The organism is Streptomyces sp. NPDC002476, assembly GCF_042889785.1.
Taxonomy (GTDB): Bacteria; Actinomycetota; Actinomycetes; order Streptomycetales; family Streptomycetaceae; genus Streptomyces.
The window spans coordinates 38,567-62,760 of sequence record NZ_JBIARH010000019.1 but is presented as its reverse complement, the minus strand read 5'-3'; the positions used below and the strand labels follow the sequence as shown (position 1 = coordinate 62,760).

Sequence of the window (24,194 nt, the reverse complement as noted above, 5' to 3'; positions counted from 1 at the left end):
CCCGTCACCGACGGGACGAGCGGCCATGCCGGCTGCCGGCGGTGGTTCAGCCTCCCTCGGCGGATCACCAGGCGGCCGGGAGGTGCAGCGGGCTGCGGGTGATGGTGCCGTGGCGCCATGTGATCGTGTCCACGGGCGTGGTGAGGTGCAGGCGCGGGAAGCGGACGGCCAGTCCGTGCAGTCCCAGGCGCAGTTCGGCGCGGGCGAGCCAGGTGCCCAGGCAGTAGTGCCGTCCTCCGCCGAAGGCGAGGGTCGGGTGTTCCAGTGGTGCGAACAGGTCTCCGAAGGGGGCGTCGGAGAATGCTGCCGGATCCCGGCCGGCCGCGCCGCGGTCGACGGTGGCGATCTCGCCGGTCCGGACGGTGACACCGCCGACCTCGACGTCCTCCATGGCCTGGAGGGGGTTGGAGTGGGCGGCGGGATCGCCGAGCGGGATCAGGTGCAGCAGGCGCTCGGTCAGCCGACTCGCCGCGTCCTCGTCGGACGCGGCGAGTCGGGCCCAGACCTCGGGGCGTTCGTGGAGCAGGCAGAGCAGGGAGTTGCCCAGCATGGTCATCGCGGTGTCGTAGCCGCCCACCACGAGGGTGCTGACCAGGTTGACGAGTTGCGGTTCGGGGATGCCGCCCTCCCCGTCGGCCGCCTGGACGAGCGAGCTGATCAGGTCCGGGCCTGGGGCGCCTCGCCGGTCGGCCAGCAGGCCCGTGGTGAATTCGGTGAACTCCCGTGTGACCTCGGCGACTTCCGCAGGATCCTTCGCATCGGTGGCGAAGGCGTGCTCGGTCCAGCGCAGGAGGCGCGTGTCGCTGACGTCGTGCACGCCGGTCAGTCTGCTCATGACCGCGATGGGCAGCGGGCGGGTGTAGTGGGCGACCAGGTCCGCCGGGGAGCCGTGGTCGGCGAGCGTGTCGGCCAGTTCGTCGACCACATCGGCCACCCAGGGCGTCATGCGCGCGACCGCGCGCGGGCCGAACGCGCGCTGGACGGTGCGTCGCAGGCGGAGGTGCTGGACGTCGTCCAGCTTGCCCACGGCATCGGGCGAGTCCACGAGGGCGGGGGCGCTGTCCTCCGGCGTGCGGAGCAGGGTCCGCCTGAACCTGCTGTCGTTGATGACCTGATGGACATCGGCGTAACGGGTGAACAACCAGGCGGGGCGGCCGTCGGGCAGGTCGGTACGCCGGGGCGGACCGGACGGGGCGAACGTCAGACGGTGCAGAGGGACGCGTTCGTCAGTGATGGGCATGATCCTCCTGCCCGTCGCGCTCCGGAGCGACGGGCTGCGGCATCGACTCGGCTGTTTGCCGGGTGTGGCTCGCCGTGGGGCCGACGGGCGGGCCCACAGCGGGCACCCACATGCGCGGATGCCCCCACGCCCGTTTCGGGCCAGGGATGGTGGTCTGTTCGCGCGGTCTCGTGCGACCGCGGCTGACGCGCTCGGGCCGGAGTCCGTCCTCCGGACCCTTGCGGGAACCTGTGCAGATCCTCGGCCATGGTGATGGCCGTGCTGTTCAGGTGGTCGTGGGTCACGAGCGAATTCACCCGCACGTGGTGGGCGGTCCGGACGGGCCGGTCGGATGCCGGACCGTCACCGGGTGCGTGGTGTCTGCGCGGCCGTCCCTCCCGCGCGGACGGCGAACGGACGGCCGCCGGGCGGCGCGCTGCCACACGGCGGGACGAGCGGTGTATCGGCGATGCCAAAGCCGTGGCCCGAGGGTCATTCCGGCCAGTCGGAGTCCAGGATGACATCGACGAAGTCTCCCCGTTCGAATCCGGGCACGAAGCGGGCGAGGACGTCTGCCTTGACGTTGCCGAACGTCGTTTCGGGGCGGTCCTTGATGCCCTCGGTGAACGCGGCCAGGATCCGCTTCTTGAAGTCGGGGCGGGGGTGGGCGGCGACGACGGCCGCACGCTGTTCGTCGGAGACCGCGTGGTAGCCGATGCCCAGCACGTCGAGTTCCACTCCCCGGGTGACCAGGGCGATCTCGGGGGCCATGTGGAGCGGGATCTCCGGTGTGGTGTGCAGGGCGATGGCCGTCCAGACCCGGTTGGCCTCCCGGTCGGCGATGCCGTGGGTGTGCAGGAACCTCCGCGCCTCGTCGGCGCCGTCGATCTCGAACCGCTGGTCGGTGCGGCGGTAGCGCTCCGTCAGGCCCAGGTCGTGGAACATCGCCCCCACGTACAGCAGCTCCGGGTCGTACCGCAGCCCCTCCTCGCGCCCCCGCAGCGCGCCCCAGAGGAAGACCCTCCGTGAGTGGTCGAACAAGAGCTGAGAGGCCGCCTCACGGACCAGTTCGGTGGCCTCCCGTGCCATGGCACTGTCCGGAATCCGTACATCCGCGATCGATTCGCTCATGGTGTCTCCATGCCTTTCTCGGTGGTCGGTGCGGGAACGTCCGGCGCTCTCTTGAGAGATTGCCGTTCCCGTCCTGAAAAACCACCGAGCGGGGCGTGGTCGTCCGCGTGGTTCCTCCGAGGCGCTGCTCCATGCGGGCGAGCCCGGTCGCCGGCCGGTGTCCCGCCGGGGGCGGGACCGGGTCGCGGTCGCGCGTACGTGCCCGGCCCGGGCGAGCGGGGGAAGCGCCGGGCGAGGCGAAGGGGTGCCGGGGTGACGCACCCCCCGGCACCCCTGCGGTGGGTGCCTCTGCCCGTACGCCTGTCCGCCACCCGGTCCCGGGCAGGGGCGTCAGATGCCCGCCGCTCGCGCCGCCTCGTAGACCTCGGCCGCCACGTCGACGAGTTCCGCGGCGTCGCGCGGCGTGCCCTGGAGGTCCAGGACGAATGTCGTCACGTACGGTCCGGCGTGCGCCGCGAGGTCATCGACGATCTGCGCCACGCTGCCGTGGAAGGGCTGCCGTCCCTCGCTCCCGACCGGCTCGGCGGTGTGGCGCGCGTTGACACGGACGCAGACGTCGAGCGGGCGTTCCCTGCCGCGTTCGGCGGCCGTGTCCCGCACCCGACGCCACTGCTCGGCCAGTTGGGCGGGGTCCGCCGCCACGGGCATCCAGCCGTCCGCCCGGTCCACGAGACGGCGGGTGGCGCGCGGACTGTTCGCGGGCAGGTACACCGGAATGGGGCTCACCGGCTTGGGACCGACCGCGGACGGGGCGATCGTGGTCAGTTCGCCCTCGTACGCCACGGGGTCCGGGCCCCAGACGGCCGCGCACACGTCGAGGAGTTCGTCCAGGACCGCGCCGCGCCTCTCGAAGGGGGCGACGGACGCCGCCGCGTACTCGTCCAGTGACCATCCCGTGCCGATTCCCGCGATCACCCGGCCGTCGCTCGCCACGTCCAACGAGGCGAGGGAACGCGCCAGTTGGAAGGGTACGTGCAGGGGCCCGACCAGGACGCCGGTGCCGAGCCGGGGCCGCTGCGTGGCCGCGGCGGCCAGCGTGAGCGTGACCAGCGGGTCGGCGACACCGCGGTACTGGTCGGGCCACGGCAGTCCCGGTACGCCGTAGAGCCCCTGGGTCGCGGGCTCGGGGAACAGAATGCGTTCGAAGACCCAGAGACTCTCGTATCCGGCCTCCTCCGCGGCACGTGCGACGGTGGCGACATCGCGGCCGATGTCGTACTGCTTCATCTGCGGGAGACCGAGACCGAGCGGGATCGGCATGGGTGCGCTCCTTCAGGACGACGGCGGGGCGGCTTGCCCGGATCAGCGACTTGTTCCGTGTTCGACGACGGTCGAAACGTGGTCGGGGTTCCGCGCGGTGCGAGCCGAGGTGCCGGCGGGCCGTGCAATCCGGTCCGCCCCGGCCGTCGGCGTCCCGGCGCACGTCGGTCACGACGGAGCCCCCGCCCGTCGTTCGACGGGCGGGGGCTCCGCGGGAGGTCTGTTACCGGGTTCCGCGCCTTCCGGCGTCGCCCCCCGGGGTTCCCGCCCACGCACCGCCCTCGCCGACCGGGACGCCGGGCGGACGGGGGCGGTGCGGGACAGGCCGGGAATCAGGCCGCCGGGGCCGGGTAGGTCGGGTACTCCACCCCGGAGACGTACTGGACGACCCGGATGACCTGGCAGGAGTAGCCGAACTCGTTGTCGTACCACAGGTAGAGGATCGCGTTGTCGCCGTCGACCTTGGTGGCGCCGGCGTCGACGATCGAGGCGTGGCGGGAACCGATGAAGTCGCTGGAGACCGCGTCGGGCGCCGTGATGAAGTCGATCTGGCGCTTGAGCGGGGAGGTCAGCGACACGTCGCGGAGGTAGTCGAGGACCTCTTCACGGGTGGTCTCGCGGCCCAGTCGCAGGCTGAGGATCGCGATCGAGACGTCCGGGACCGGGACGCGGATCGAGCTGCCGGTGATCGGCGCCTTCAGGTCGGGCAGCGCCTTGGCGACCGCCGACGCTGCGCCGGTCTCGGTGATGACCATGTTGAGCGGCGCCGAACGGCCGCGCCGGTCCGCCTTGTGGTAGTTGTCCAGCAGATTCTGGTCGTTGGTGAACGAGTGGACGGTCTCCACGTGGCCGCGCAGCACGCCGTACTCGTCCTCCATCGCCTTCAACGGCGGGACGATCGCGTTGGTGGTGCAGGACGCGCAGGACAGGATCTGCTCGTCCTGCTTGATGGTGTCGTGGTTGACACCGTGGACGATGTTGGGGACATCGCCCTTGCCGGGAGCGGTCAGGACGACCTTGGCGATGCCGGGCCGCAGGTGCTGGGACAGACCCTCGCGGTCGCGCCACCTGCCGGTGTTGTCGATGAGGATGGCGCCGTCGATGCCGTACGCCGTGTAGTCGACCTCCGACGGGTCGTTGGCGTAGATCACCTTGATGGCGTTGCCGTTGGCGACGATCGTGCTGTTCGCCTCGTCGACGGTGATGGTGCCGTGGAACTGGCCGTGGATCGAGTCGCGGCGCAGCAGCGAGGCGCGCTTGATGATGTCCTGGTCACCGCCCCGGCGGACGACGATGGCACGCAGCCGCAGGCCGTTGCCGGAGCCCGTCTTCTCGATGAGCAGGCGGGCGACGAGGCGGCCGATGCGGCCGAAGCCGTACAGGACGACATCGCGCGGCTCACGGCGGTCGATCTTGTCCTCGCCCGTGGCACCGGCCACGGCCTCGGCGGTGAACTCCGCCACCGAGAGGCCGCGGTCGTCGTTCCTGTACGTCGCGGCGAGCATGCCGATGTCGATCTGGGACGGGCCGAGATCGAGGGTGGTCAGTGCCTGCAGGAACGGCAGCGTCTCGGTGACCGAGAGTTCCTCGCCCGCGATCTGGCGCGCGAATCGGTGGGTCTTGAGGATGCTGACCACCGACTTGTTCACCAGGGAGCGGCTGTGGACCAGGACGGTGACGTCCCGCTCCCGCTGCAGCTTCCCGATGATCGGGATCATCGACTCCGCGATTTCCTCACGGTTCTTCCAGTTGGTGAACGAGTCGTCGTTGACAGTCACAGATTTATCTTTCGAGCTAGGCGGCGCTCATATGCTAACCCGACCACGTTTCGGCCCTCCATGGGGTGCCGTTCGGGTGGCAGACAAGGGCCCGCGCCCGCGCCCGGCGCGGAACCGGGCGTCCCCGACGCCCGTGCGGGCACGCCCCCACCCCGGGAGCGAGCGGGCGGCGGCGACGGCGGAAGCGGCCGACGACAGCGCCGGAGAGGTCGTCGTGCCGCACACGGACGGGGTGAGCGAGGCCCTAGCCCTACCCGGCGACCGAGCGGCCGGCGGGCCGCTTCGGCGGCGGCCGGGTGCCCGGTCCCGCGGCGCTCGTTTCCTTCCTCAGGGCCGACACGGAGAAGTGGTCGGCCGGGGGCGGACGGCGACCGGGCCGCGTTCGCCCTCACGCTGCTGGAAGGGTCCGGGGCCGCCGGGCGTTCCGACGGCTCCGCGTCCTGAGCGGACCCCTGGCGGACTGGTGCGGCGCAAAGACGGCGCGCCGCTCGGCGTGGGGCGCCGTGGACGCGTCCGGGGCCCGCCCACGGGCACCGGTCCGGCCGGCCGTTCGGCGGCGGCCGCACCGCAGGGGCGCGGCAGGCACGGGTGGTGCGCGCACGCGCCCGGTCGTACCGTCGACTGAGGAGACGGTTGCCGGGGCTCCCGCGACGGACCGGCCGAGAGCGGTGCCGGGGATCGGCGGAAGCGCGGCACCGGTGGCCGCTTCCGGCACACCCGGAACAGGACGCGGTGCGCCCGTACGGCACACGGCGCGGACCCCGCGAGCGGATCGGCCGGGGCCGCCCGCGGTGCCCGAGGAGCAGTTGGGGAGACGGCATGCGCGGACACGGACTCAGGAACACGGTCGTGCTGTGCGCGGCCTCGGCGCTCGCGGTGGCGGCGGTACCGACGGCCGCGCCCGCCGCGTCGCCCGTACGGTCCTCCTCCCAGTCCCCCACCGCCCGCGCGGTGGCCGTCGACTGCTTCTCGCACGCGCGCGTCCGTCCCGGCGACTTCCTGCTCGCCTGCGGGGACGGCAACAACCGCCTCGTCTCGCTGCGTTGGACCCACTGGGGCCCGTCCTCCGCCGTGGGCACGGGGCTCGACGCGGTGAACGACTGCCGGCCCTATTGCGCCGCGGGCACGTTCCACACGTACCCCGTCGAGGTGCGGCTCGACCGCCCGACGAGCTGGCAGCAGGATCCGGGGATCCAGCGGTTCACCCGGCTGCGGCTCGTCTACACCGACGGCGTACCGGCGCAGGCGCACCGCGTCACGTACCACACCCTCTGGGACTGAGGATCGAGCCATAGGCCGCCTCGCCGGACGCAAGGGTCCGACGACACGGCGCCGAGCTCCCACCGCGGGGAGGCGCCGACGTTCGAGCGCGGTCCGCCGTCCGGCTTCACGCCGATCCGGGTCGCGGTGGTCGGTACCGGTCCGGCGGGCATGTACGCCGCCGAGGACCTGCTGCTGCACACCAACGACCGGCTAGCGGTGGCCGGAGGGCCGGTGCGGTACGGCGTGGCGCCCGACCACCCGGCGACGAAGGGGGTCCGCGGGACCTTCGCGCGCGACGGCGAGCCGTTCCAGCGTCTGCGGACGGGAACAGGCTCCGACGAACCGGTTGACTCCCGGGGCGGCGTGGAGTCCGACGAAGGTGTCGGAGAGCCGGAGAGGCCGCAATGACGGTCGCTCAGTCTCGATCACGGCGACGAGGACCATTCTCCCCACCGGTCCGGTCGATCGGGTTTCGGACGCGGCCCGCGCCGTCATCACGCACGGCACGGGAGGGCGCCACCACGCACGCGTCGGGTCGGCGTCGTCTCCGGTGCACCCCACCGACATCGAACACTGTCGAACAATCGTCGGACCCACTCACGCTACCGTGTGCCATCAGCGCTCCTCCGCCTCGTTCCCCGGGTGACGGCACGTCATCCGCCGGCACGTGGCGTCGCAGCGCCTGCCCATGTCCGATTCCGAGCCCGCTGCATCCCTTCTCTCATTCTCCGCACCCCGGCGGTGCGGACCGCGCGACGACCCATGGAGAACACGTTGAGGACGAGGTTCCGTTCTCGTATCACCGCCCGGCTTGGGCGCACCTACCTGTCCAGGATCCAGAAGTACGGCATCGGCTCCTCCACGATCCGCCTCCTGCCCGACGATCTGCTGGCGCTGTTGCGCAGGGACGGTCTGGACCCGGTGGACAGGCTGGCCGCGCTCCGGGCGAACTCACCTGTGCACAAGGTCTCGTTGCCGTTCGGGATGGACGCCTGGGTGGTCAGCGGTTACGAGGAGTCGAAGGCCGTTCTCGGTTCGCCCGACGGCTTCAGCACCGATTTCGCCCACCTGGCCACGAATGCCGGAGTCGCGGCGGAACAGAGCCCGGGCGGACTCGGATTCAGTGACCCTCCGGTGCACACGCGGCTGCGCCGCATCCTGACCCCCGAGTTCACGATGCGACGGCTACGCAGGCTCGCGCCCCGGATCGACGCCATCACCGCAGAGCGTCTCGACGCGATGCAGGCCCGGCGCGGCCCGGTCGACCTGGTCAAGGAATTCGCGCTGCCGATCCCCTCCCTCACCATCTGCGAACTGCTCGGTGTGCCCTACGAGGACCGCCACGACTTCCAGCAGCTGGCCATGGACCGGTTCGATCTCTTCGCCGGGACGACCGCGCCCTTCGGCGCCATGTCGGAGTCCCTGGCGTACTTCAGGGACGTGGTCGCGAAGCAGCGCCGGAAGCCGGGCGACGGGCTGCTCGGCGTGATCGTCAAGGAGCACGGCGACGACATCGACGACGAGGAACTCGCCGGCCTCGCCGACGGTGTGCTCACCGGTGGATTCGAGACGACCGCCAGCACGATCGCCCTGGGTTCTCTCGTGCTGCTGCGGAACGAGGACGTGTTCGAGCGGATACGGACGGACGACGCGGCGGCCTCCCCGTTCGTCGAGGAGGTGCTGCGGTACACCTCCGCGGTGCAGATAGCGTTCCCCCGGTTCGCCCGGCGGGACATAGAGATAGCCGGGGTGGTCATACCCGAGGGCGACATGGTGCTCTGTTCGCTCAGTGGCGCCAACCGCGACGCCTCGTACGTCGGGGACGACGGACGTTTCGACCATCACCGCAGTCCCACCGCGCACCTCGCCTTCGGTCACGGATTCCACCGCTGCGTCGGCGCCGAACTGGCCCGCATGGAACTGCGCACCGCCTACCCGGCCCTGACCCGGCGGTTCCCCAGGATGCGGCTCGCCGTGGCGCCCCAGGACCTGTCCTTCCGCAAGCTGTCGATCGTGTACGGCGTCGAGACGCTGCCGGTGCACCTGGACTGAGCACGTGCGCGCACGCCTCGTCGCCCGGAACGGGCGGCTACCAGGTGACGGCGATGCGTTGAGGGCTGCGGGAGGTGCTGCCGCGACGCCACTCGACACCGTCGTCCGGACGCGCGAGGCGCAGGCCGGGGAATCGTGCGGCCAACCGGTGCAGGGACAGCTGGAGTTCGAGCCGGGCCAGCCACGCGCCGAGGCAGTAGTGCGGACCGGCGCCGAACGCCAGGGTGGGGGCTTCCAACGGGCTGAACAGATCGTCCAGTTGCCGGGACGGGAATACCTCCGGGTCACGATTGGCCGCGCCGCAGTCCGCCAGCACCACCGCTCCCTCCGGGATGACGACGCCGCCGACCTCGGTGTCCGTGGCGGCGTGCCGTGCGGTCCCCCGGTCGTCGCCGAGCGGAACGAGGTGCAGCAACCGCTCGGCGACCACTCCCGCGGCGTCCTCGTCCGCCCCGATGCGGGGCCAGCACTCCGGGCGTTCACCGAGCAGGTAGAGCAGGGAGTTGCTCAGCATCGTCATGGTGCTGTCGTGACCGCCCACCACCAGTCCGCACACGAGGTCGACCAGTTGACCCTCGGGGATGCCGCCCTCGTCGTCCGCCGCGCGGACGAGCATGCTGGTCAGGTCCTCGCCGGGGTCCTTGCGCCGCTCCGCCAGGAGCGCCGCCCCGAACCCGGCGAACTCCGCCAGCACCGGTTCCATGTCCTCCTCCGCGTGGGAGCCGTCGGAGAACGCGTACCGGCTCCAGTGGCTCAGCCGTTCCCGCGCGGCGGCACCGAGACCCATGAGCCGGCTGACCACCTCGACCGGGAGGGGCAGGGTGAAACCGGCGACCAGGTCCGCCGGAGGCCCGCCGTCCGCGAGGGTGTCCAGCCGCTGTTCCACGATCGAGGCGATCCAGGGCCGCCAGCGGGCGACGGCCCTCGGGGTGAACGCGCCGCGCAGGGTGCGGCGAAGGCGCACGTGGTCCTCGCCGTCCTGGTTGAACATCAGGTCCGTGCTGGCGACGAGGCCCGCCTGCCCCGCCAGGGGCGCGGCATCGGATATCCGGAGCCGTGCGCGTCCGAACCGGGGGTCGGTGAGAACCTTGCGCACGTCGTCGTAGCGGGTCACCTGCCAGGCCCGGGTGCCGTCCGGCAGTGCGACGGGCCGGGGCGGGCCGGACGGGTCGAATTCCATTCGGTGCAGCGGGAGCGTCGGCGGGCCGGTGATCGCGTCGTTGTCGTCGGGGCGGGGCACGGGTCCTCCACGGGTGCGGGTCGGTGGATCACGGACACGGGTACGGGCAGGCGGACGGAGGCGCCGGGGCGCGGGGCGCGCGGACTCGCAGCCGGGCGGGGGCCCGGGCCGGGCCCCGGTGCAGGCCACGGACGCCTGACGGCGGGACGCGACGACGGAACCCCCGGCCCAGGTGCGGATGACCGGAGGTCAGAGTTCCACCAGCACCTTGCCCCGGTGGCCTCCCGTGTCCTCGTAGAGGCTCCGGTAGGCGTCCGGAATGCTCTCGAAGCCGCGGTGGACGGTGTGGCCGAAGCGGACCTCGCCCCGCCGGACCCTGCCGCCGAGCTCGTGATGGAGCGCGCGCCAGTTCTGCTCCGTGAACCACTCCAGCGAGAAGATGCCGCGCACGCAGGTGCGCGGGAACATGATGTACGGCAGCAGCCTCGGGCCGGTCGCCTCCCGGCCGACCTGGGTGGCCCACTGCCAGCACACGGCCACCTGGCTGTCCACGTTGAGCATGGAGAACACGGCGTCCGTGACCGTGCCCCCGAGGTTGTCGAAGTACTTGTCGATCCCGTCGGGCGCCACCCAGCCGAGGGCCTCCCGGACCGCCTCCCAGCTGTCCCCGTGGCGGTAGACGACGACCGCGTCGAACCCCAGCTCGTCCAGGTAGTCCGCCTTCTCCGCCGTCGACGTCGTGCCCACCACGCGGGCGCCCGCGAGCTTGGCGAGCTGCCCGACCAGCGAACCCACCGAGCCGGAGGCGCCGCTGACCACGACGGTGTCGCCGGGACGGACCGACATGAACTTGGTCAGGGTGCCCCAGGCCGTCATGCCGGGGCCGCCCATGACGCTCAGCGCGGTGGCCAGCGGGAGCGCGTCGTCGTACCAGTGCGGGTCCAGGCGCCGGAAGGCGGGGAAGACCATCGGGAACGTGCCGGTCTGCCAGGGGGTCGCCCTGCCGTCGCTGACGAGGTGGGTACGCCAGCCGCCGAATCCCTGCACCAGGTCGCCGGGGCGGTGGGCCGCCAGCGGGCCCGCGTCCAGCACCTCCATGATCGAGTCGGCCCCCATGTGAGCGCCGATCGGGGTGTCCAGCGCAATGCCCTGGAGGTAGGGGTCCACCGACACGTACCGCGTCCTCAGCAGCATCTCGTCGGGGGCGAGGTCGGTGTCGAGGTCCTCCTCGACCATCCCGTACACCCGGTCGATGTCGGGCACGCCCTCGATGTGCTCCTGCACGGCCCACTTCCTGGTCCTCATCGCATTCCCTTTCTCTCGACGAGGGATGAACGGTCCGCCGTGCCGGACGGGGTGCCCGGCCGGGGTCCCACCGGAATGACGCGATGGGTAGGTGGCGGCCCGCTCTCGTCGACGGAGGCGGTGAACTTCCGCCCGTCGTCCCGGCAGATGAACTGCATGACGTGTCTGCCCGCCGCAGCCGCCCGGATCAGGCCGCCCGTCGTCGCCCAGACACCGGACTGGTAGAAATTGCGCAGTCTCGGAAGGCCGGGTCCGTGCTTCTTGATGAGCGTCTCCAGCGTCTCCCCGCTCTCCACGAACGGCTGCCAGCCGAGCACCGTGCCGTCGTAGTTTCCGGTGTAGCGGACCTGGGTGAGCGGGCTCGACACGTCACGGACGGCGATCGCGTCCCTGATCCCGGGGTGGTGCCGCTCCAAGAACGTGATCAGCGCCTCTCGGGCCCGCCGCTTGGCGGCGTAGTAGCCGCGTCCGTGACGGACCGGCAGCGTGTGGAGCCTCAGGCCGCCACGGCTGCGGGTCACCTGCTCCGGCCCTTCGTCCAGAGCCCGCCAGGGTGCGATGTCGCAGAAGTAGGTGACGTAGGCGATGCTCGTCCCCTGCGGGGAGAGTTCCGGAAAGTGCCTGCTGCGGAACTGGACGTTGATGCTCGGGTGACGGATCCCGGTGAGCTCGGAGGCGACCTCGTCGTCGAGCAGGTGGGTCGTGCAGGGATCGGCGTCGGGGAAGTCCCGGCGCAGGCCGAGGAAGAGGATGAAGTACCCGGGAAAGACCATGCCGGGTTCGAGGATGGTGCGGGTGTAGAGCCGGCGGTACGCGTCGTCGAGGTAGCGCCCGCCGAGCAGGTCCATCATCGTGGTGCGGCCGTCGCAGGCCGAGACGACGATGTCGGCGCGCAGTACCTCGCCGTCGCTCAGCCGCACCCCCACCGCCCGGTCGTCCTCGACCAGGATCTCCTCGACCTTGGTGTTGTAGGTGACTTCACCGCCGAGCGCGCGGTAGCGGCGCTCGATGGACTCGGCGAGGCCGAGCGATCCGCCCTCGGGGACGCCCGCGGAGAGATTGGCGTGCGAGGCGAGCTGGAAGTGGAACGGCAGCACCGGGAAGGCCGGGTGCTTCTCGTACAGGATGAAGTTGAACGCCTCGCGCAGCAGGGGGTCCTTGAACCTGGCCGAGAAGTCGCTCATGAGGATGCCGATGGATTTGCGCACGGCGTTGAAGTAGGGAATGAAGCCGGCCAGCATGCGCCAGCGCTCCGGCGTCGACATCAGCCCGACCGGCTTGAGGAACGGGTAGACGGCGAGGCACTTGCGAAAGGCGCGCAGCTGCTTGCAGAAGCGGCGGATCAGAGGTGCGTCGACGGGCGAGAGGTCCGTGAGGTGGGCCTGGAGGCGGTCGGGGTCCGAGTAGAAGTACACGGCCCGGCCGCACCGGCCGCGTACCACGTTGAAGACATCGAAATGCCGTATCTCCTTGCCCTGCAACGCGCCCAGTTCCAGCCAGATCTGATGCATCTCGTTGCCGGGCCCGCTGCCGAGGAGCCAGCTGACGCAGGGGTCCAGGGTGAAGTCGCCGCGGTCCCAGGCCGTGCAGCAGCCGCCCGGCAGTTCGTGCATCTCCAGGATGTGGGTGCGGTAGCCGTTCATCCGGGCGTAGCAGCCGGTGGACAGGCCGCCGAGCCCCGCGCCGATGATGATCATCGATTCTCGTCGGGAACGCGACACGCGCGTGGTCTCCTCGGTGTTCATGTGCGGGTGTCCCCTCGGGTGGACCACCGGTCGAGCTGGGGCAGCCGGCCCAGCTTCCCGGGGTACCAGGGTTCGTCGCCCCTGCTCTCGTGCGCCGTGAAGGAGCGTCCCAGTTCGTCGCAGAGGTACTGGACGACGAAGCGGCCGGTCGACGCGGCGCGGATGAGGCCGCCCAGGCCCACCCACTGCCCGGCCATGGAGAAGCCGCTCAGCCCGGGCAGGCGCATGCGGTCCTTGCCGACGAGCTTGGTCGCGATGTCGTCGGCCTCGGAGAACGCCTTCCAGGCGAGGATCGAGCCGTCGTGGTTGCCGGTGTAGCGGCGGGTCGTCGCCGGGGTGGCGATGTCGACGAGTTCGATGCGTTCGGCCGTGCCGGGCATGCGGCGTTCCAGGAAGCCCCTGACGAATTCGGCCACTTCGTGCTTCTGCGCGCGGTACGCCTTGCGGTCGGCGGCGCGCAGTTCCTTCCAGTGTGCGAAGTCGCTGAAGTAGGTGCAGTGGATCACCGAGCGGCCGGGCGGGGCGAATCCGTCGGAGTAGTCGGAGCGCAGCTGGACCACCAGGCTGCTCTGGAGCGCTCCGGGCAGGCGTGCGGCGTCCTCGGCGGTGAGCAGGTAGGTGGTGCTGTGTGCCCGGTCGTGTCCCAGGTCGCCGCGGATCCCGACGAAGGCGGAGACGACGGCGGGGAAGAGAGTGCCGCGGCGGTGCAGCAGGTCGTTGTAGAGCTTGTCGATGCGGGGTCCGGTGTACTGCCCCTGGAGGAGGCCGTGAATGGTGGTGTGACCGTCGCAGGCGGAGACGATGTGGTCGGCGTAGTACCGCCTGCCGTTGCGCAGTTCGACGCCGACGGCGCGTCCGTCCTCGACCAGGATCCTCTCGACCCGTGCCCGGTAGCCGATCCGGCCGCCCAGTCCCGTGTAACGTTCCTCGACCGACCGGGCCAGGCCCAGCGAACCCCCTTGCGGGAAGCCCGCGTTGCGGTGGTGGGCGCTGGCCATGTTGAACAGGTACGGAAGGAGGGGGAAGCCCTCGGGGTCCTGGAAGAAGATGTTGCGGAACGCCCGGCGCAGCAACGGGTCCTGGAACCGGTCGGCGAATTCGTGCATCGGGGTGGAGGCGGTGCGCCAGAACAGGCGGAACGCGGGCAGCACGGTGCGCAGCGTCGCGGCTCTCTCGCGCAGGGTGCGCAGGGCGGGCGCGGTCAGGAACGGGTACAGCTCGATGGCGGTGAACCGCCGCAGGTCACGGCAGAACGAGCGGATGAGGCGGGCGTCGGCGGGCGACAGTTCGAGCAGGTGCTTCTCCAGCCGGTCCGGGTCGTTGTAGAAGACGACCGACCGGCCGGTCTCGTCGACGACCCGGTTGAACATCTCGAAGTTGGTGACGGTCTTGCCATCGAGCGCTCCGAGCTCGCGCCAGACCTGGTGGGCCTCGTTGCCGGCGGCCGTGCCGATCAGCCATTCGATGCAGTAGTCGAAGATGTAGCCGTCGCGCGACCAGGCGGTGCAGCAGCCCCCGGGCAGTACGTGCTTCTCGAAGATGCGCGACCTCATGCCGTTCATCTGCGCATAGCACCCGGTGGACAGTCCGGCGATTCCCGCGCCGATGACGATGACCCGGGGCGCGCCGTCCCCCGCGCGTCCGTCGCGGCCCCAGGTCTCGTCCGTTTCATCGGTCATGGCCGCCGCCTTCCTGGAGGATGCCGCGCACGAGGTCGGCGTTGCGGGCCGCGTGCTTGGGGTCGAGCATGTCGGCGTGGATCCCGGAACCGCGAAGCACGGCGGTGGCGGTGGCGGAGCTGCCGTGCCAGGTGCCGCGCGCGTCGGCGGAGTAGAGGGCGGTCTTCTCCTCGTCCGTGACGACGCTGACGGTCGCGGACACCGTGCCGAGGTTGGGGTGACGGCCGCAGAAGGCCAGGTATTCCGCGGCGTGCTCGAGGGTCTCTCGGGCGACGATCTCCGATCCCGTGTGCTTGAGGAGGTGTTCGGCCAGTTCCGCCTCGAAGATCTCGAAGTGTTCGAGGCCGGGGACGTAGGGCTCGGTGATGCGGTGGGAGTCCAGGACGATCACGTGGGCGACGTCGCGTCCGCGGCCTTCGAGTTCCTTGGCCACCTCGAACGCGAGGTTGCCGCCGAGGGAGTAGCCGAGCAGCCGGATGCCGCCCTCGGGCTGCATGGACTCGACGAGGTCGGCGTAGCGGGCCGTCTTGTCCTCGCCGGGGACGTAGTTGAAGGCGACGAGGCGGTGCTCGGCGAGATCGGCGGCGAGGGTCCGGTAGACGAGTCCGTGACCGCCGGCCGGGGGGAAGCAGAACAGGGTCTGTTCCCGGTCGGTGTTGAAGTCCAGGCAGGGCAGGTCGTCCGCGAGGCCGCCGGTGGCGAGGCGTTCCACGGTCGCGGCCATGCCCTGCAGGGTGGTGACCCGGTACAGCAGGCTGACGGGGATGCCCACGCCGAACTCCTGCCGAAGGCGGTGGATCAGTTCGATCAGTTTGATGGAGCTCCCGCCCGCCTCGAAGAAGTCGTACGTGGCGCCGACCCGTTCGAGCCCGAGCAGTTCCTTCCAGTGCCGGGCCATGCCGACCTCGAACGGTGTGCCGGGCGTCTCCTCGGGTTCCTCGGCGGCCTCGGGCCGGGGCTCGGGCAGGCCGGCGAGGTCGACCTTTCCGTTGGGGGTCAGCGGCAGCTGCGCCAGGGTGACGAAGTGCGCGGGGATCATGTGGGCCGGCAGCAGGTCGGCGAGGTGACGGCGCAGCGCGCGCCGGTCGAGTTCCCCTCCCGGCACCGGTACGCAGTACGCGCAGAGCGCATCCTCGCCGCGGGCGTCGGGGCGGACCGTGACGACCGTGCGGGCCAGTTGCGGCCACCCGGCGAGGTGGGTCTCGATCTCGCCGATCTCGATGCGGTGGCCGCGGAGCTTGATCTGGCCGTCGACGCGTCCGAGCAGGTGGACGACGCCGTGCGTGTCCCAGTGTGCGGCGTCCCCGGTGCGGTAGAGGCGTACCGGGCGGGCCTCCGGTCCCCGGCCGAGGGTCCGGGTCACGAAGCGTTCCGCCGTCTGCCGCGGATCGCCGGCGTAGCCGAGGGCGACGCCTTCGCCGCCGATCCACAGTTCGCCCGGGACGCCGGGCGGGACCGGTTCGCCGTGCCGGTCGAGGACGTGGAGCGTGCTGTTGCCCAGGGGGCGTCCGATGGGCACGGTCCGGCCGGGTTCGAGGTCGTCGGCGGATCCTTCGAAGCAGGCGCTGTCGATGGTGGCCTCGGTGAGCCCGTAGGAGTTGAGCACGCGGGTGCGCCGACCGCACAGGTCGCGCAGCCGCCGGTACTCCCCCACCTTCCAGGCGTCCGAGCCGACGACCAGCAGGCGCATGAAGTCCAGCCGGTGGCCCTCTCGTTCGCAGTGGTCCATGAGTCCGCGCACGACGGCGGGGACGAACTCGGCGCAGTCGACGTGTTCCTCGCGCATGGTGCGGTGGAGGCGTTCGGTGTCGAAGAGGAGGTCTCGGTCGACGAGTACGAGGGTGCCGCCCGAGCACAGTGCGCGCACCAGGTCGCCGGTGAAGACGTCGAAGGAGGGGGCCGCCATCTGGAGGTGCACGCGCACGTCCCGGTCGAGCCGGTACTCGTCCAGCCACGCGCGGTACGCGGAGGCGAGATTGCGGTGACTGACCTGGACCGCCTTGGGGAGTCCGGTCGAGCCGGAGGTGTGGATGACGTAGGCGGGCGCGTCGAGGTCCACCGGGGGTACGGCGGCAGGTGCGGGCGTGTCGGGAGCCTGCGGCTGTCCGGATCCGGATGCGGGTGCCTGCCGCTCCTGCGGCGCGGGCGGCGCCTCGTACAGGTCGCGCAGGGTCAGCGTGCGGGCCGGCAGTCCGGTGAACCGGTCGCGGGCGGTGTCGTCCTCGACCAGGGCGAGGGTGGCGCCGGCCGTCCGCAGGGTGCGGGCGACGCGGTCGGCGGGGTGGTCGGGCGGGACCGGGAGGTAGGCACCGCCGGCCTTGAGCACCGCGAGGAGCGCCACGACGAGGTCGGGCGACTTGTCGAGGCACAGGGCCACGGTCGAACCGTCCCCGGCTCCCTGTTCCGTCAGCCGTGAGGCCAGGTGGTCGGAGCGGCGGTCGAGCTCCGCGTACGTCAGCCGGAGGGCCGGGCCGCGAGGTGCCGGTACGGTGACGGCGACCGCGTCGGGGCACCGGGCGGCGGCCTCGACGATCAGTTCGTGCACCGGCCGGACCCCACGGGTGCCGGGCCTCTCCGGCTCCGGGGACGCGGTGAGACGTACCGCGCCGCTCCACTCACCGACCAGGCGTTCGCGTTCCCGGGCGCCGAGCATCTCCAGCCGGGTGACGGGGTGCTCGGCCGCCGCCCGGGTCATGCTGTCGAGGATCCTCGTGTAGTGCGAGGCCATCCGCCGCATGGTCTCCGCCTCGAAGAGGTCGGTGTTGTACTTGAGGACGCAGTGGAAACGGTGGTCCGCCTCGTCCTCGTAGGCGGACAGGGTGACCTCGAACTGCCCTTCTTCCTCGGGGAGTTCGATGTATTCGAGCCGGTAGCCGTATTTCTCGGTGGCGACCTTGTGCGTGAGCAGGATGAACATGGCCTGGAACACGGCCGACCGGCTGGGGTCGTGCTGCAGGCCCAGTCGGTCGACCAGCAGGACGAACGGGTACTCCTGGTTGTCCAGGCCGCCCAGTACGGTCGTGCGCACCTGTTGCAGGAGTTCGGCGACCGACGGCTCGCCGGAGAGGTCGCCGTGCAGCGGCAGCGGGTTGACGAAGTAGCCGTAGACGGAGGCGAACTCCTGCTCGGTCCGGCCGGTGACCGGACTGCCCACGATGACGTGGTCCTGTCCGGAATAGCGCTGGAGCAGCACGTAGTAGGCGCCGAGCAGCACCATGAAGGGGGTCACGTCGTGCCGACGGGCCAGGGCGTGCACACGGGCGGTGAGGGCCGTGTCCAGGACGAAGAACTCCGAGGCGCCGTTGTGGGTCTGGACGGCGGGGCGGGGCCGGTCGGTGGGCAGTTCCAGGACGGGTACCTCGTCCGGCAGGTGCGACCGCCAGTAGTCGAGCATGCGCTGCGCCGCGGGTCCGGCCAGGAACCGGTTCTGCGCGTTGAGGAAGTCCAGGTAGCGTGCGGTGACGGGGGGCAGTGAGGGTGCACGGCCCTGACGCAGCCCTTCGTACACCGCGAGGAGTTCCTCGATGAAGGTGAACGTCGAGATCGCGTCGGAGATGATGTGGTGGACCGCCTTCATGATCACCCACCGGTCGGGGCCGCGCTTGAAGAGGCGGAAGCGGAACAGCGGGTCGTGCGCGAGGTCGTACGGTTTGCGGTACTCGGCCACGATCGTGCGGTGGATGTCCTCCCACTCCCGGTCCTGGACGTCGAACAGCGCGAGGTCCGGGCTCGGGTCGGGCGAGACCTGCTGCATCGGCAGCCCGTCCACCGTGAGGAAGTTGGTCCGCAGCGCGGGGTGGCGTGCGACGAGGTGGCGGACGGCCTCGAACATCAGGTCGGGGTCGAGGGCGACCCTGACCTCGACCGCGCCGCCGATGTTGTACGCATAGCCCTCGGGGTTGAGCTGGCGGAGGAACCACAGGGCCTTCTGGTTCTGCGTCAGCGGGTGGCGGGACTCGTCCTCGAACACCTCCACCGCCGCCTTGTCGCCGCCTCCGGCCTCCAGCGCCACCGCCTCGGCGAGGTTGTCGTGGAGCTGTGCGACCAGTTCGCCGACCGTCGTGCCGCTGAGCAGCGCCACCACCGGCGGGGCCACACCGAGCTCGGCACCGAGCCGGGCACGGAGTTCCATCGCCAGGAGCGAGTCCAGCCCCAGCGCATTGAGGCCCGCCTGCGGGTCGATCTGCTCGGGGCCCGCCCGGAGCACGGCGGCGGCGACCGCGACGAACCGCCGGGTCACCAGGGCCAGGCGTTCGGCCGCGTCCGCGTCGCGGAAGGTGTCGAGGAGGCCGTCGCCCGCCCCCGCGTCGGCCGTGTCCGCGCGGGCGGTCGCGGCCAGTTCGGCCACCAGCGCGGGCGGTGAGGCGTACCAGGCCAGGAACACCGGCCAGTCGACGACGGTCGCGACGAGGAGCTGGGCCCGGTCCTGGCCGATGACGCGTTCCAGTACGGCCATGCCGACGTCCGGTGCGAGGGAGCTCATCCCCCGGCTGTGGAGGTAGTGGCCGACGAGGCCCAGCTCCTCGATCATGCCGGTGGCCCACGGCCCCCAGTCCACGCTCAGGGCCGGCAGGCCGAGTGACCTGCGGTGGTGGGCCAGTGCGTCCAGGAAGGCGTTCCCCGCGGCGTAGTTGGTCTGACCGGCGGTGGCCAGCAGGGAGGCGATCGAGGCGAACAGGACGAAGTGGTCCAGTGGTTCGTCGCGCAGGTGCCGGTGGAGGAGGTACGCGCCGACCGCCTTGGGGTCGTGGGCGTCGGTGAACGTACGGTGGTCCATGTCCGCGACGAGGGTGTCGCGGACCTGCCCGGCCAGGTGGAACACCCCGCGGACCGGCAGCGGGTCGGTGCGCCGGTGGGCGTCGAGCCAGGCCGTGAACGCCTCCTCGTCGGTGATGTCGAGCGGCGCCAGGACGACGCGGGCGCCGAGCGCCTCCAGTTCCTTGACGAAGGCGGCGGCGCGGCCCTCGACGGTGTCGGGGGCCAGATCGCGCCAGGCGGTGCGGTCCGGCAGCGTGGTGCGTCCGATGAGGACGAGGCCGCGCGCTCCGCGCCGGACCAGGGTCCGGCAGAGCAGTCGGCCGAGCGCTCCGAAGGCGCCGGTGACCACGTAGTCGGCGTCGGCGCGCAGGCGCAGCGGCAGGGGGCGGGTCAGTCCCTCGGCGCGCCGTGCCCTGCTGGTGAGGCGGCGCGTGCCGCGCAGCGCGATCTCCTCCTCGTCCTCGGTGAGGATCTCCCGCAGGAGCGCGGCGGCCTCGGCCGGGGCGCCCTCGCCCGCCCCGGGGCGGGGGTCCAGGTCGATCAGCTTGCCGGGGTGGCTGAGCAGTTCCTGGTGCCGGAGCACCCGGCCGACGCCCCACGCGGGTGCTCCCAGCGGTTCGACCGTCTCGCCGGGCTCGACGTGCTGTGCGCCGCGGGTCGCGATGTGCAGCCGCCCGCTCGCCGAGTGGCGCAGCAGCGTCCGGGCGAGCGTGATCAGGGAGTACGCGCCGGTGTCGCGGTGGTGTGCGAGGTCGCGTCGTGTCGCCTCCGCGAGGCACGGCAGGTCGAGGTTCCACAGGTGCACGACGGTGGTGGGGAACGGCGCCGCGCCGTCGCGTCCGTCCGCTGCGTGTGTTCCGTCCGTTCCGTGCGCTCCCGTCCAAAGGCCGCGCTCACCGTGTCCGGCCTCGGCGAGGTCGGCGAGGAGCCGTTCCAGGTCCACGACGGAGCCCGGGGCGATCGTGAACTCCCTTCCGTCGTCCGATCTCCGGTACGTCTCCCCCGGCCGTACGAGGTGGCACCGCTCGCCGCGCGCGGCGAGCAGGGCGCTCAGGGCGTCGCCGACTCCGCGGCTGTCGGCGAACACCAGCCAGCCGCCCCCGGTGGCGCGGTCGGCTCCGGTCCGCGCCTCGTCCGCGTTCCCGTCCGCGTTCGGCCTCCGGTTCTCGCCCGTGTACTCGTTCTCGCCGAGGGGCGGCAGTTCGGTCCACACGGTCTCGGCGAGCCAGGAGTCGATCGTTCCGAGGCCGACCGCCGTCGACGCCTTCTCCACGTCGGCGGCACGGAATCCCCTGATGCTCCCGAGCGGTTCGCCGTCGTCCGTGTAGACGGCGATGTTCCCGACGAGTTCGTCCGCGTCCTCGCGGGTCACCGTTGCGTGCACCCGGACCGGCCGGTCCCCGACCGGGGCGAGGCACACCTCGTCGATCGACAGCGGCAGGCGGATGCCGGAGTCCTGGCGGTCGGTGCCGTCGTCGAGGAGCCGCGTCGCCAGCAGCGCCTGGAAGCAGCCGTCGAGCAGCGCGGGGTGGATGTGGTAGCCGGCCGCGTCGTCGCCGATCACCGCGGGCGGGCGCAGCCGGGCGAGCACCTCCCCGTGGCCGATCCGGACCTCCTCGACGGCACGGAACGCGGGACCGTAGTGGTACCCGAGGGCCGCCAGTTCCGCGTAGCAGCCCTCGCCGTCCAGCCGACGCCGCATGCGTGCCCGGACGGCTTCGATGTCGGCCGGGGGGCCGGACGGGCGTGGCTGACCGGAGCGTACGACTCCGCTCGCGTGCACCGCGCGGTCGTTCTCGTCCTCTCCCGCCGAGGCGATCGTGAACGCGGCGTTCCGCGACGAGAGCGTCAGGCGTACGGCGCGGTCCTCGCCCTCGGGCAGGAAGAGCGCCTTGCGGAGTTCGATGTCCGTGAGCACGGCGTGGGTGCCGCCGGTCAGGGCACGGACCGCCTGGATGGCCATCTCCAGATACCCGGCGGCCGGGAAGACCACGGTGGACTGGATGCGGTGGTCGTCGAGATAGGGCAGCCGCTCGATGTCGAGCGCGGTGTGCCAGGTCGGTTCGGTGTGTGTGGTGCGGCGGCCCAGCAGTGGGTGGTCGGTGCGGCCGAGGCGGACCTGCGCGACGGGGCCGGGCTCCGTCCAGTACCGGTCGCGCTTCCAGGGGTAGCGGGGCAGCGTCACCGGAGTGCCCGCCGGGTGCAGAGTGTCCCAGGCGATGGGGACACCGAGGGTGTGCAGGTGCGCCAGTGAGGCGGCGAAGCGTTCCGGCTCGTTCTCCTGGCGGCGGATGGAGGGCAGGGTGCGTGCGGTGGTTCCCCGGCCGTCGAGGCATTCGCGAATGGAGTGGCCGAGCACCGGGTGGGGGCCGATCTCCAGGAACAGGCCGTATCCGTCGTCGGCGAGCCGGTCCACCGCCGACCGGAACCGCACGCGGTCGCGGACGTTCTTCCACCAGTATCCCGCGTCCAGTTCGGGGCCGTGTGCCATGCCCTCCTGGCCGGTCAGATACAGCGGTACGGTCGCCGGCCGTGGTCCGAGCCCGTCCAGCGAGGCGAGCAGTTCGTCCTTGATGGCCTCCATGCCCGCGCTGTGGTAGGGCACCTCCACGGTCAGGAACTTGGCGAAGACCTGCTCCGCCCGCAGTTCCTCCGCCAGTTCGGCGAGGGCGTCGCGCTCGCCGGCCAGGGTGACGGCCGAGGGGCTGTTGACCGCGGCCACGGACACCCGGTCCCCGTACGCGGCCGCCCGGGTCTGCGCCTCCTTCTCGGTCAGGCTCACCGCGAGCATGGTGCCGGTGCCGGTCAGCATCTGCTGGAGCCGACTGCGGTGCACCACGATCCTCACCGCGTCGTCCAGCGTGTAGACGCCCGCCTCGTAGAAGGCGGCGATCTCGCCGGTGCTGTGACCGACCAGGGCATCGGGCCGCACTCCGTGGCGGCGCCACATCGCCGCGAGTCCGACCTGGACGGCGAAGTTGGCCGGTTGTGCCAGCCAGGTCTCGGACATGCGCGAATCGGCCTCGTCGGCCGTCATCTCGTCGATCAGGGACCAGCCCGCGAGCTCGCGGATCGCCCGGTCGCAGCGGGTCACGGCGTCCCGGAACACCGCGTCGCCCTCCAGCAGTTGGCGTCCCATGCCCCACCACTGGGGTCCCATTCCGGTGAAGACCCAGACCAGGCCGCGCTGTTCGGGGTCGAGCCTTCGGCCCTGGACGACCCGGGGGTGGGGTTCGCCGCGGAGGAAGGCCGCGAGCCCCTCGTCCAGTTCGGCCGGTGAGGAGTACACGATGCCGAGCCGGGATTCGAGGTGCTGGCGACGGCGGGCGAGCGTGTGGGCGAGGTCGGGCAGCGGTGGCGTCGGCCCGTGTGCGCCGACCAGTTCGCGGCGGATGCCCTCCGCCACGTCCGGCAGGGATTCCGGGGTCCTGGCACTGAGCGGGAGGACGTTCCAGGACCGTTTCTCGTGCACGGTGCGCGGGGTTTCCCGTTCGGGTGCCTCTTCCAGGACGACGTGCGCGTTGGTGCCGCCGAATCCGAAGGAGTTCACACCGGCCCGTGCGGGGCCCTCGTGCGCGGGCCAGTCGGTCGGTTCGGTCGGGATCCGGTACGGGGCGGACGCGGCGTCGACGGCCGGGTTGACCCGGTCCAGGTTGATGTGGGGCGGGATCCGGCGGTGCTTGAGGCAGAGCACGGTCTTGATGAGTCCGGCGACGCCCGCCGCCGACTCGGTGTGCCCGATGTTGGTCTTGACCGACCCCACGTAGCACGCGTCGCCCGGTCTGCGGCCCTCGGCGAGCGCCCGGCTCAGCGCGTTCGCCTCGATCGGGTCGCCGACCGGGGTCGAGGTGCCGTGCGCCTCCACGTACTGCAGGGCGCCGGGCGCGATGCCGGCCCCGGCGCAGACGCTGCGGATGAGCCGGACCTGGGCGTCCGCGCTGGGCACGGTGATGCCGTTGGTGCGGCCGTCCTGGTTGACACCCGTGCCGAGGATCACCGCGTGGATCGGGTCGCCGTCCCGCAGGGCGTCGTCGAGGCGCTTGAGGGCGACCATGCCCACGCCCTCCGCGCGTACGTAGCCGTCGGCGGCGGCGTCGAACGCGCGCGAGCGGCCGTCGGGCGACAGGAAGCCGCCCTTCGTCTCGGCGATGGTGTACTGGGGCGCCATGTGCAGCAGCACGCCGCCGGCCAGCGCGAGGTCGGTCTCGCGGTGGTGCAGGCTGCGGCAGGCGAGGTGCACCGCGACCAGGGAGGAACTGCAGGCGGTGTCGATAGACAGGCTGGGGCCCCGGAAGTCGAAGCAGTACGAGAGACGGTTCGAGACCATCGTCATCATGGTGCCGGTGGCGGTGTGGGCGGCCAGTGAACCGAAGCCCAGGTCGGAGAACTGGAGGATCTTGTAGTCGAGCGTGAACGCGCCGACGAACACGGCGGTGTTGCTTCCGGCGAGCTCCGCGGGCCGCTGGCCTCCGTCCTCCAGCGCCTCCCAGGCCACCTCCAGCAGCTTGCGCTGCTGCGGGTCCATGTGGTCGGCCTCGCGCGGGCTGATGCCGAAGAACCCGGGGTCGAACTCGTCGAATCCGTCGATGTATCCGCCCCGGCCGCCGACGAGGCGTCCCGGCATGTCCTTGTGCCGGCTGCCCAGCGTCGTGACGTCGTAGCGGTCGGCCGGCGTCGGTGTGATGCAGTCCTTGCCCTCCATGAGGTTCTGCCAGTACGTGCGGTGGTCGGACGCACCGCCGGGCAGTCGGCAGCCCATGCCGATGATCGCTACTTTGTCGCTCACAGAGGCACTGTTCACGTCGGGCAAGGTCGTACTCCTCA

General features: G+C 71.5%; 11 protein-coding genes and 1 pseudogene. 3 read left to right on the top strand and 9 right to left on the bottom strand.

Going from position 1 to position 24,194, the window contains the following annotated elements; all coding sequences use genetic code 11:
* Positions 1-64: 64 nt before the first annotated feature.
* The 4 genes from ACFYXM_RS21900 to ACFYXM_RS21885 all read right to left on the bottom strand — a co-directional run bounded on the left by ACFYXM_RS21900 (position 65) and on the right by ACFYXM_RS21885 (position 5,388).
* Entirely contained in the window at positions 65-1,240 is a 1,176-nt protein-coding gene (locus tag ACFYXM_RS21900; RefSeq protein WP_389291555.1) for a cytochrome P450, read from the bottom strand.
* A gap of 471 nt (positions 1,241-1,711) precedes the next feature.
* Complete coding sequence (locus ACFYXM_RS21895; RefSeq protein WP_389291553.1) at positions 1,712-2,350, bottom strand: HD domain-containing protein; 639 nt, start codon at positions 2,348-2,350, stop codon at positions 1,712-1,714.
* A 330-nt stretch (positions 2,351-2,680) separates the two neighbouring features.
* Complete coding sequence (locus ACFYXM_RS21890) at positions 2,681-3,610, bottom strand: LLM class F420-dependent oxidoreductase (RefSeq protein ID WP_389291552.1); 930 nt, start codon at positions 3,608-3,610, stop codon at positions 2,681-2,683.
* A 332-nt stretch (positions 3,611-3,942) separates the two neighbouring features.
* Positions 3,943-5,388: a glyceraldehyde-3-phosphate dehydrogenase gene (locus ACFYXM_RS21885; RefSeq protein ID WP_389291550.1), complete on the bottom strand. Its 1,446-nt coding sequence runs from the start codon at positions 5,386-5,388 to the stop codon at positions 3,943-3,945.
* An 819-nt stretch (positions 5,389-6,207) separates the two neighbouring features.
* Here ACFYXM_RS21885 and ACFYXM_RS21880 point away from each other — a divergent pair.
* From ACFYXM_RS21880 to ACFYXM_RS21870, 3 genes and pseudogenes are all read left to right on the top strand, one after another.
* Positions 6,208-6,669 (top strand): hypothetical protein, encoded by a 462-nt coding sequence (locus tag ACFYXM_RS21880; RefSeq protein WP_389291549.1) that lies wholly within the window; start codon positions 6,208-6,210, stop codon positions 6,667-6,669.
* A 45-nt stretch (positions 6,670-6,714) separates the two neighbouring features.
* Positions 6,715-6,978, top strand: a pseudogene (locus ACFYXM_RS21875) (ferredoxin-NADP reductase); the annotation flags it as partial.
* Between the two features lie 435 nt (positions 6,979-7,413).
* Positions 7,414-8,703 (top strand): cytochrome P450, encoded by a 1,290-nt coding sequence (locus tag ACFYXM_RS21870; RefSeq protein WP_389291548.1) that lies wholly within the window; start codon positions 7,414-7,416, stop codon positions 8,701-8,703.
* 37 nt (positions 8,704-8,740) lie between these two features.
* Here ACFYXM_RS21870 and ACFYXM_RS21865 read toward each other — a convergent pair whose 3' ends face one another.
* The 5 genes from ACFYXM_RS21865 to ACFYXM_RS21845 form a co-directional block, all read right to left on the bottom strand.
* Positions 8,741-9,883, bottom strand: coding sequence for a cytochrome P450 (locus ACFYXM_RS21865; protein WP_389291656.1), 1,143 nt, complete (start codon positions 9,881-9,883; stop codon positions 8,741-8,743).
* Between the two features lie 249 nt (positions 9,884-10,132).
* A complete protein-coding gene (locus ACFYXM_RS21860) occupies positions 10,133-11,188 on the bottom strand; it encodes an MDR family NADP-dependent oxidoreductase (RefSeq protein WP_389291546.1) in 1,056 nt (351 codons plus the stop codon).
* The gene (locus ACFYXM_RS21855) at positions 11,185-12,933 is read right to left on the bottom strand and encodes a phytoene desaturase family protein (protein ID WP_389291545.1); all 1,749 of its coding nucleotides are present in this window, start codon (positions 12,931-12,933) and stop codon (positions 11,185-11,187) included. Before ACFYXM_RS21855 ends, ACFYXM_RS21860 begins: the two co-directional genes overlap by 4 nt.
* Positions 12,930-14,612, bottom strand: a complete 1,683-nt coding sequence (locus ACFYXM_RS21850; protein WP_389291544.1) for a phytoene desaturase family protein — start codon at positions 14,610-14,612, stop codon at positions 12,930-12,932. Before ACFYXM_RS21850 ends, ACFYXM_RS21855 begins: the two co-directional genes overlap by 4 nt.
* Entirely contained in the window at positions 14,602-24,180 is a 9,579-nt protein-coding gene (locus tag ACFYXM_RS21845) for an amino acid adenylation domain-containing protein (RefSeq protein WP_389291542.1), read from the bottom strand. The genes ACFYXM_RS21850 and ACFYXM_RS21845 overlap by 11 nt, the downstream gene beginning before the upstream one ends.
* Positions 24,181-24,194: the final 14 nt, after the last annotated feature.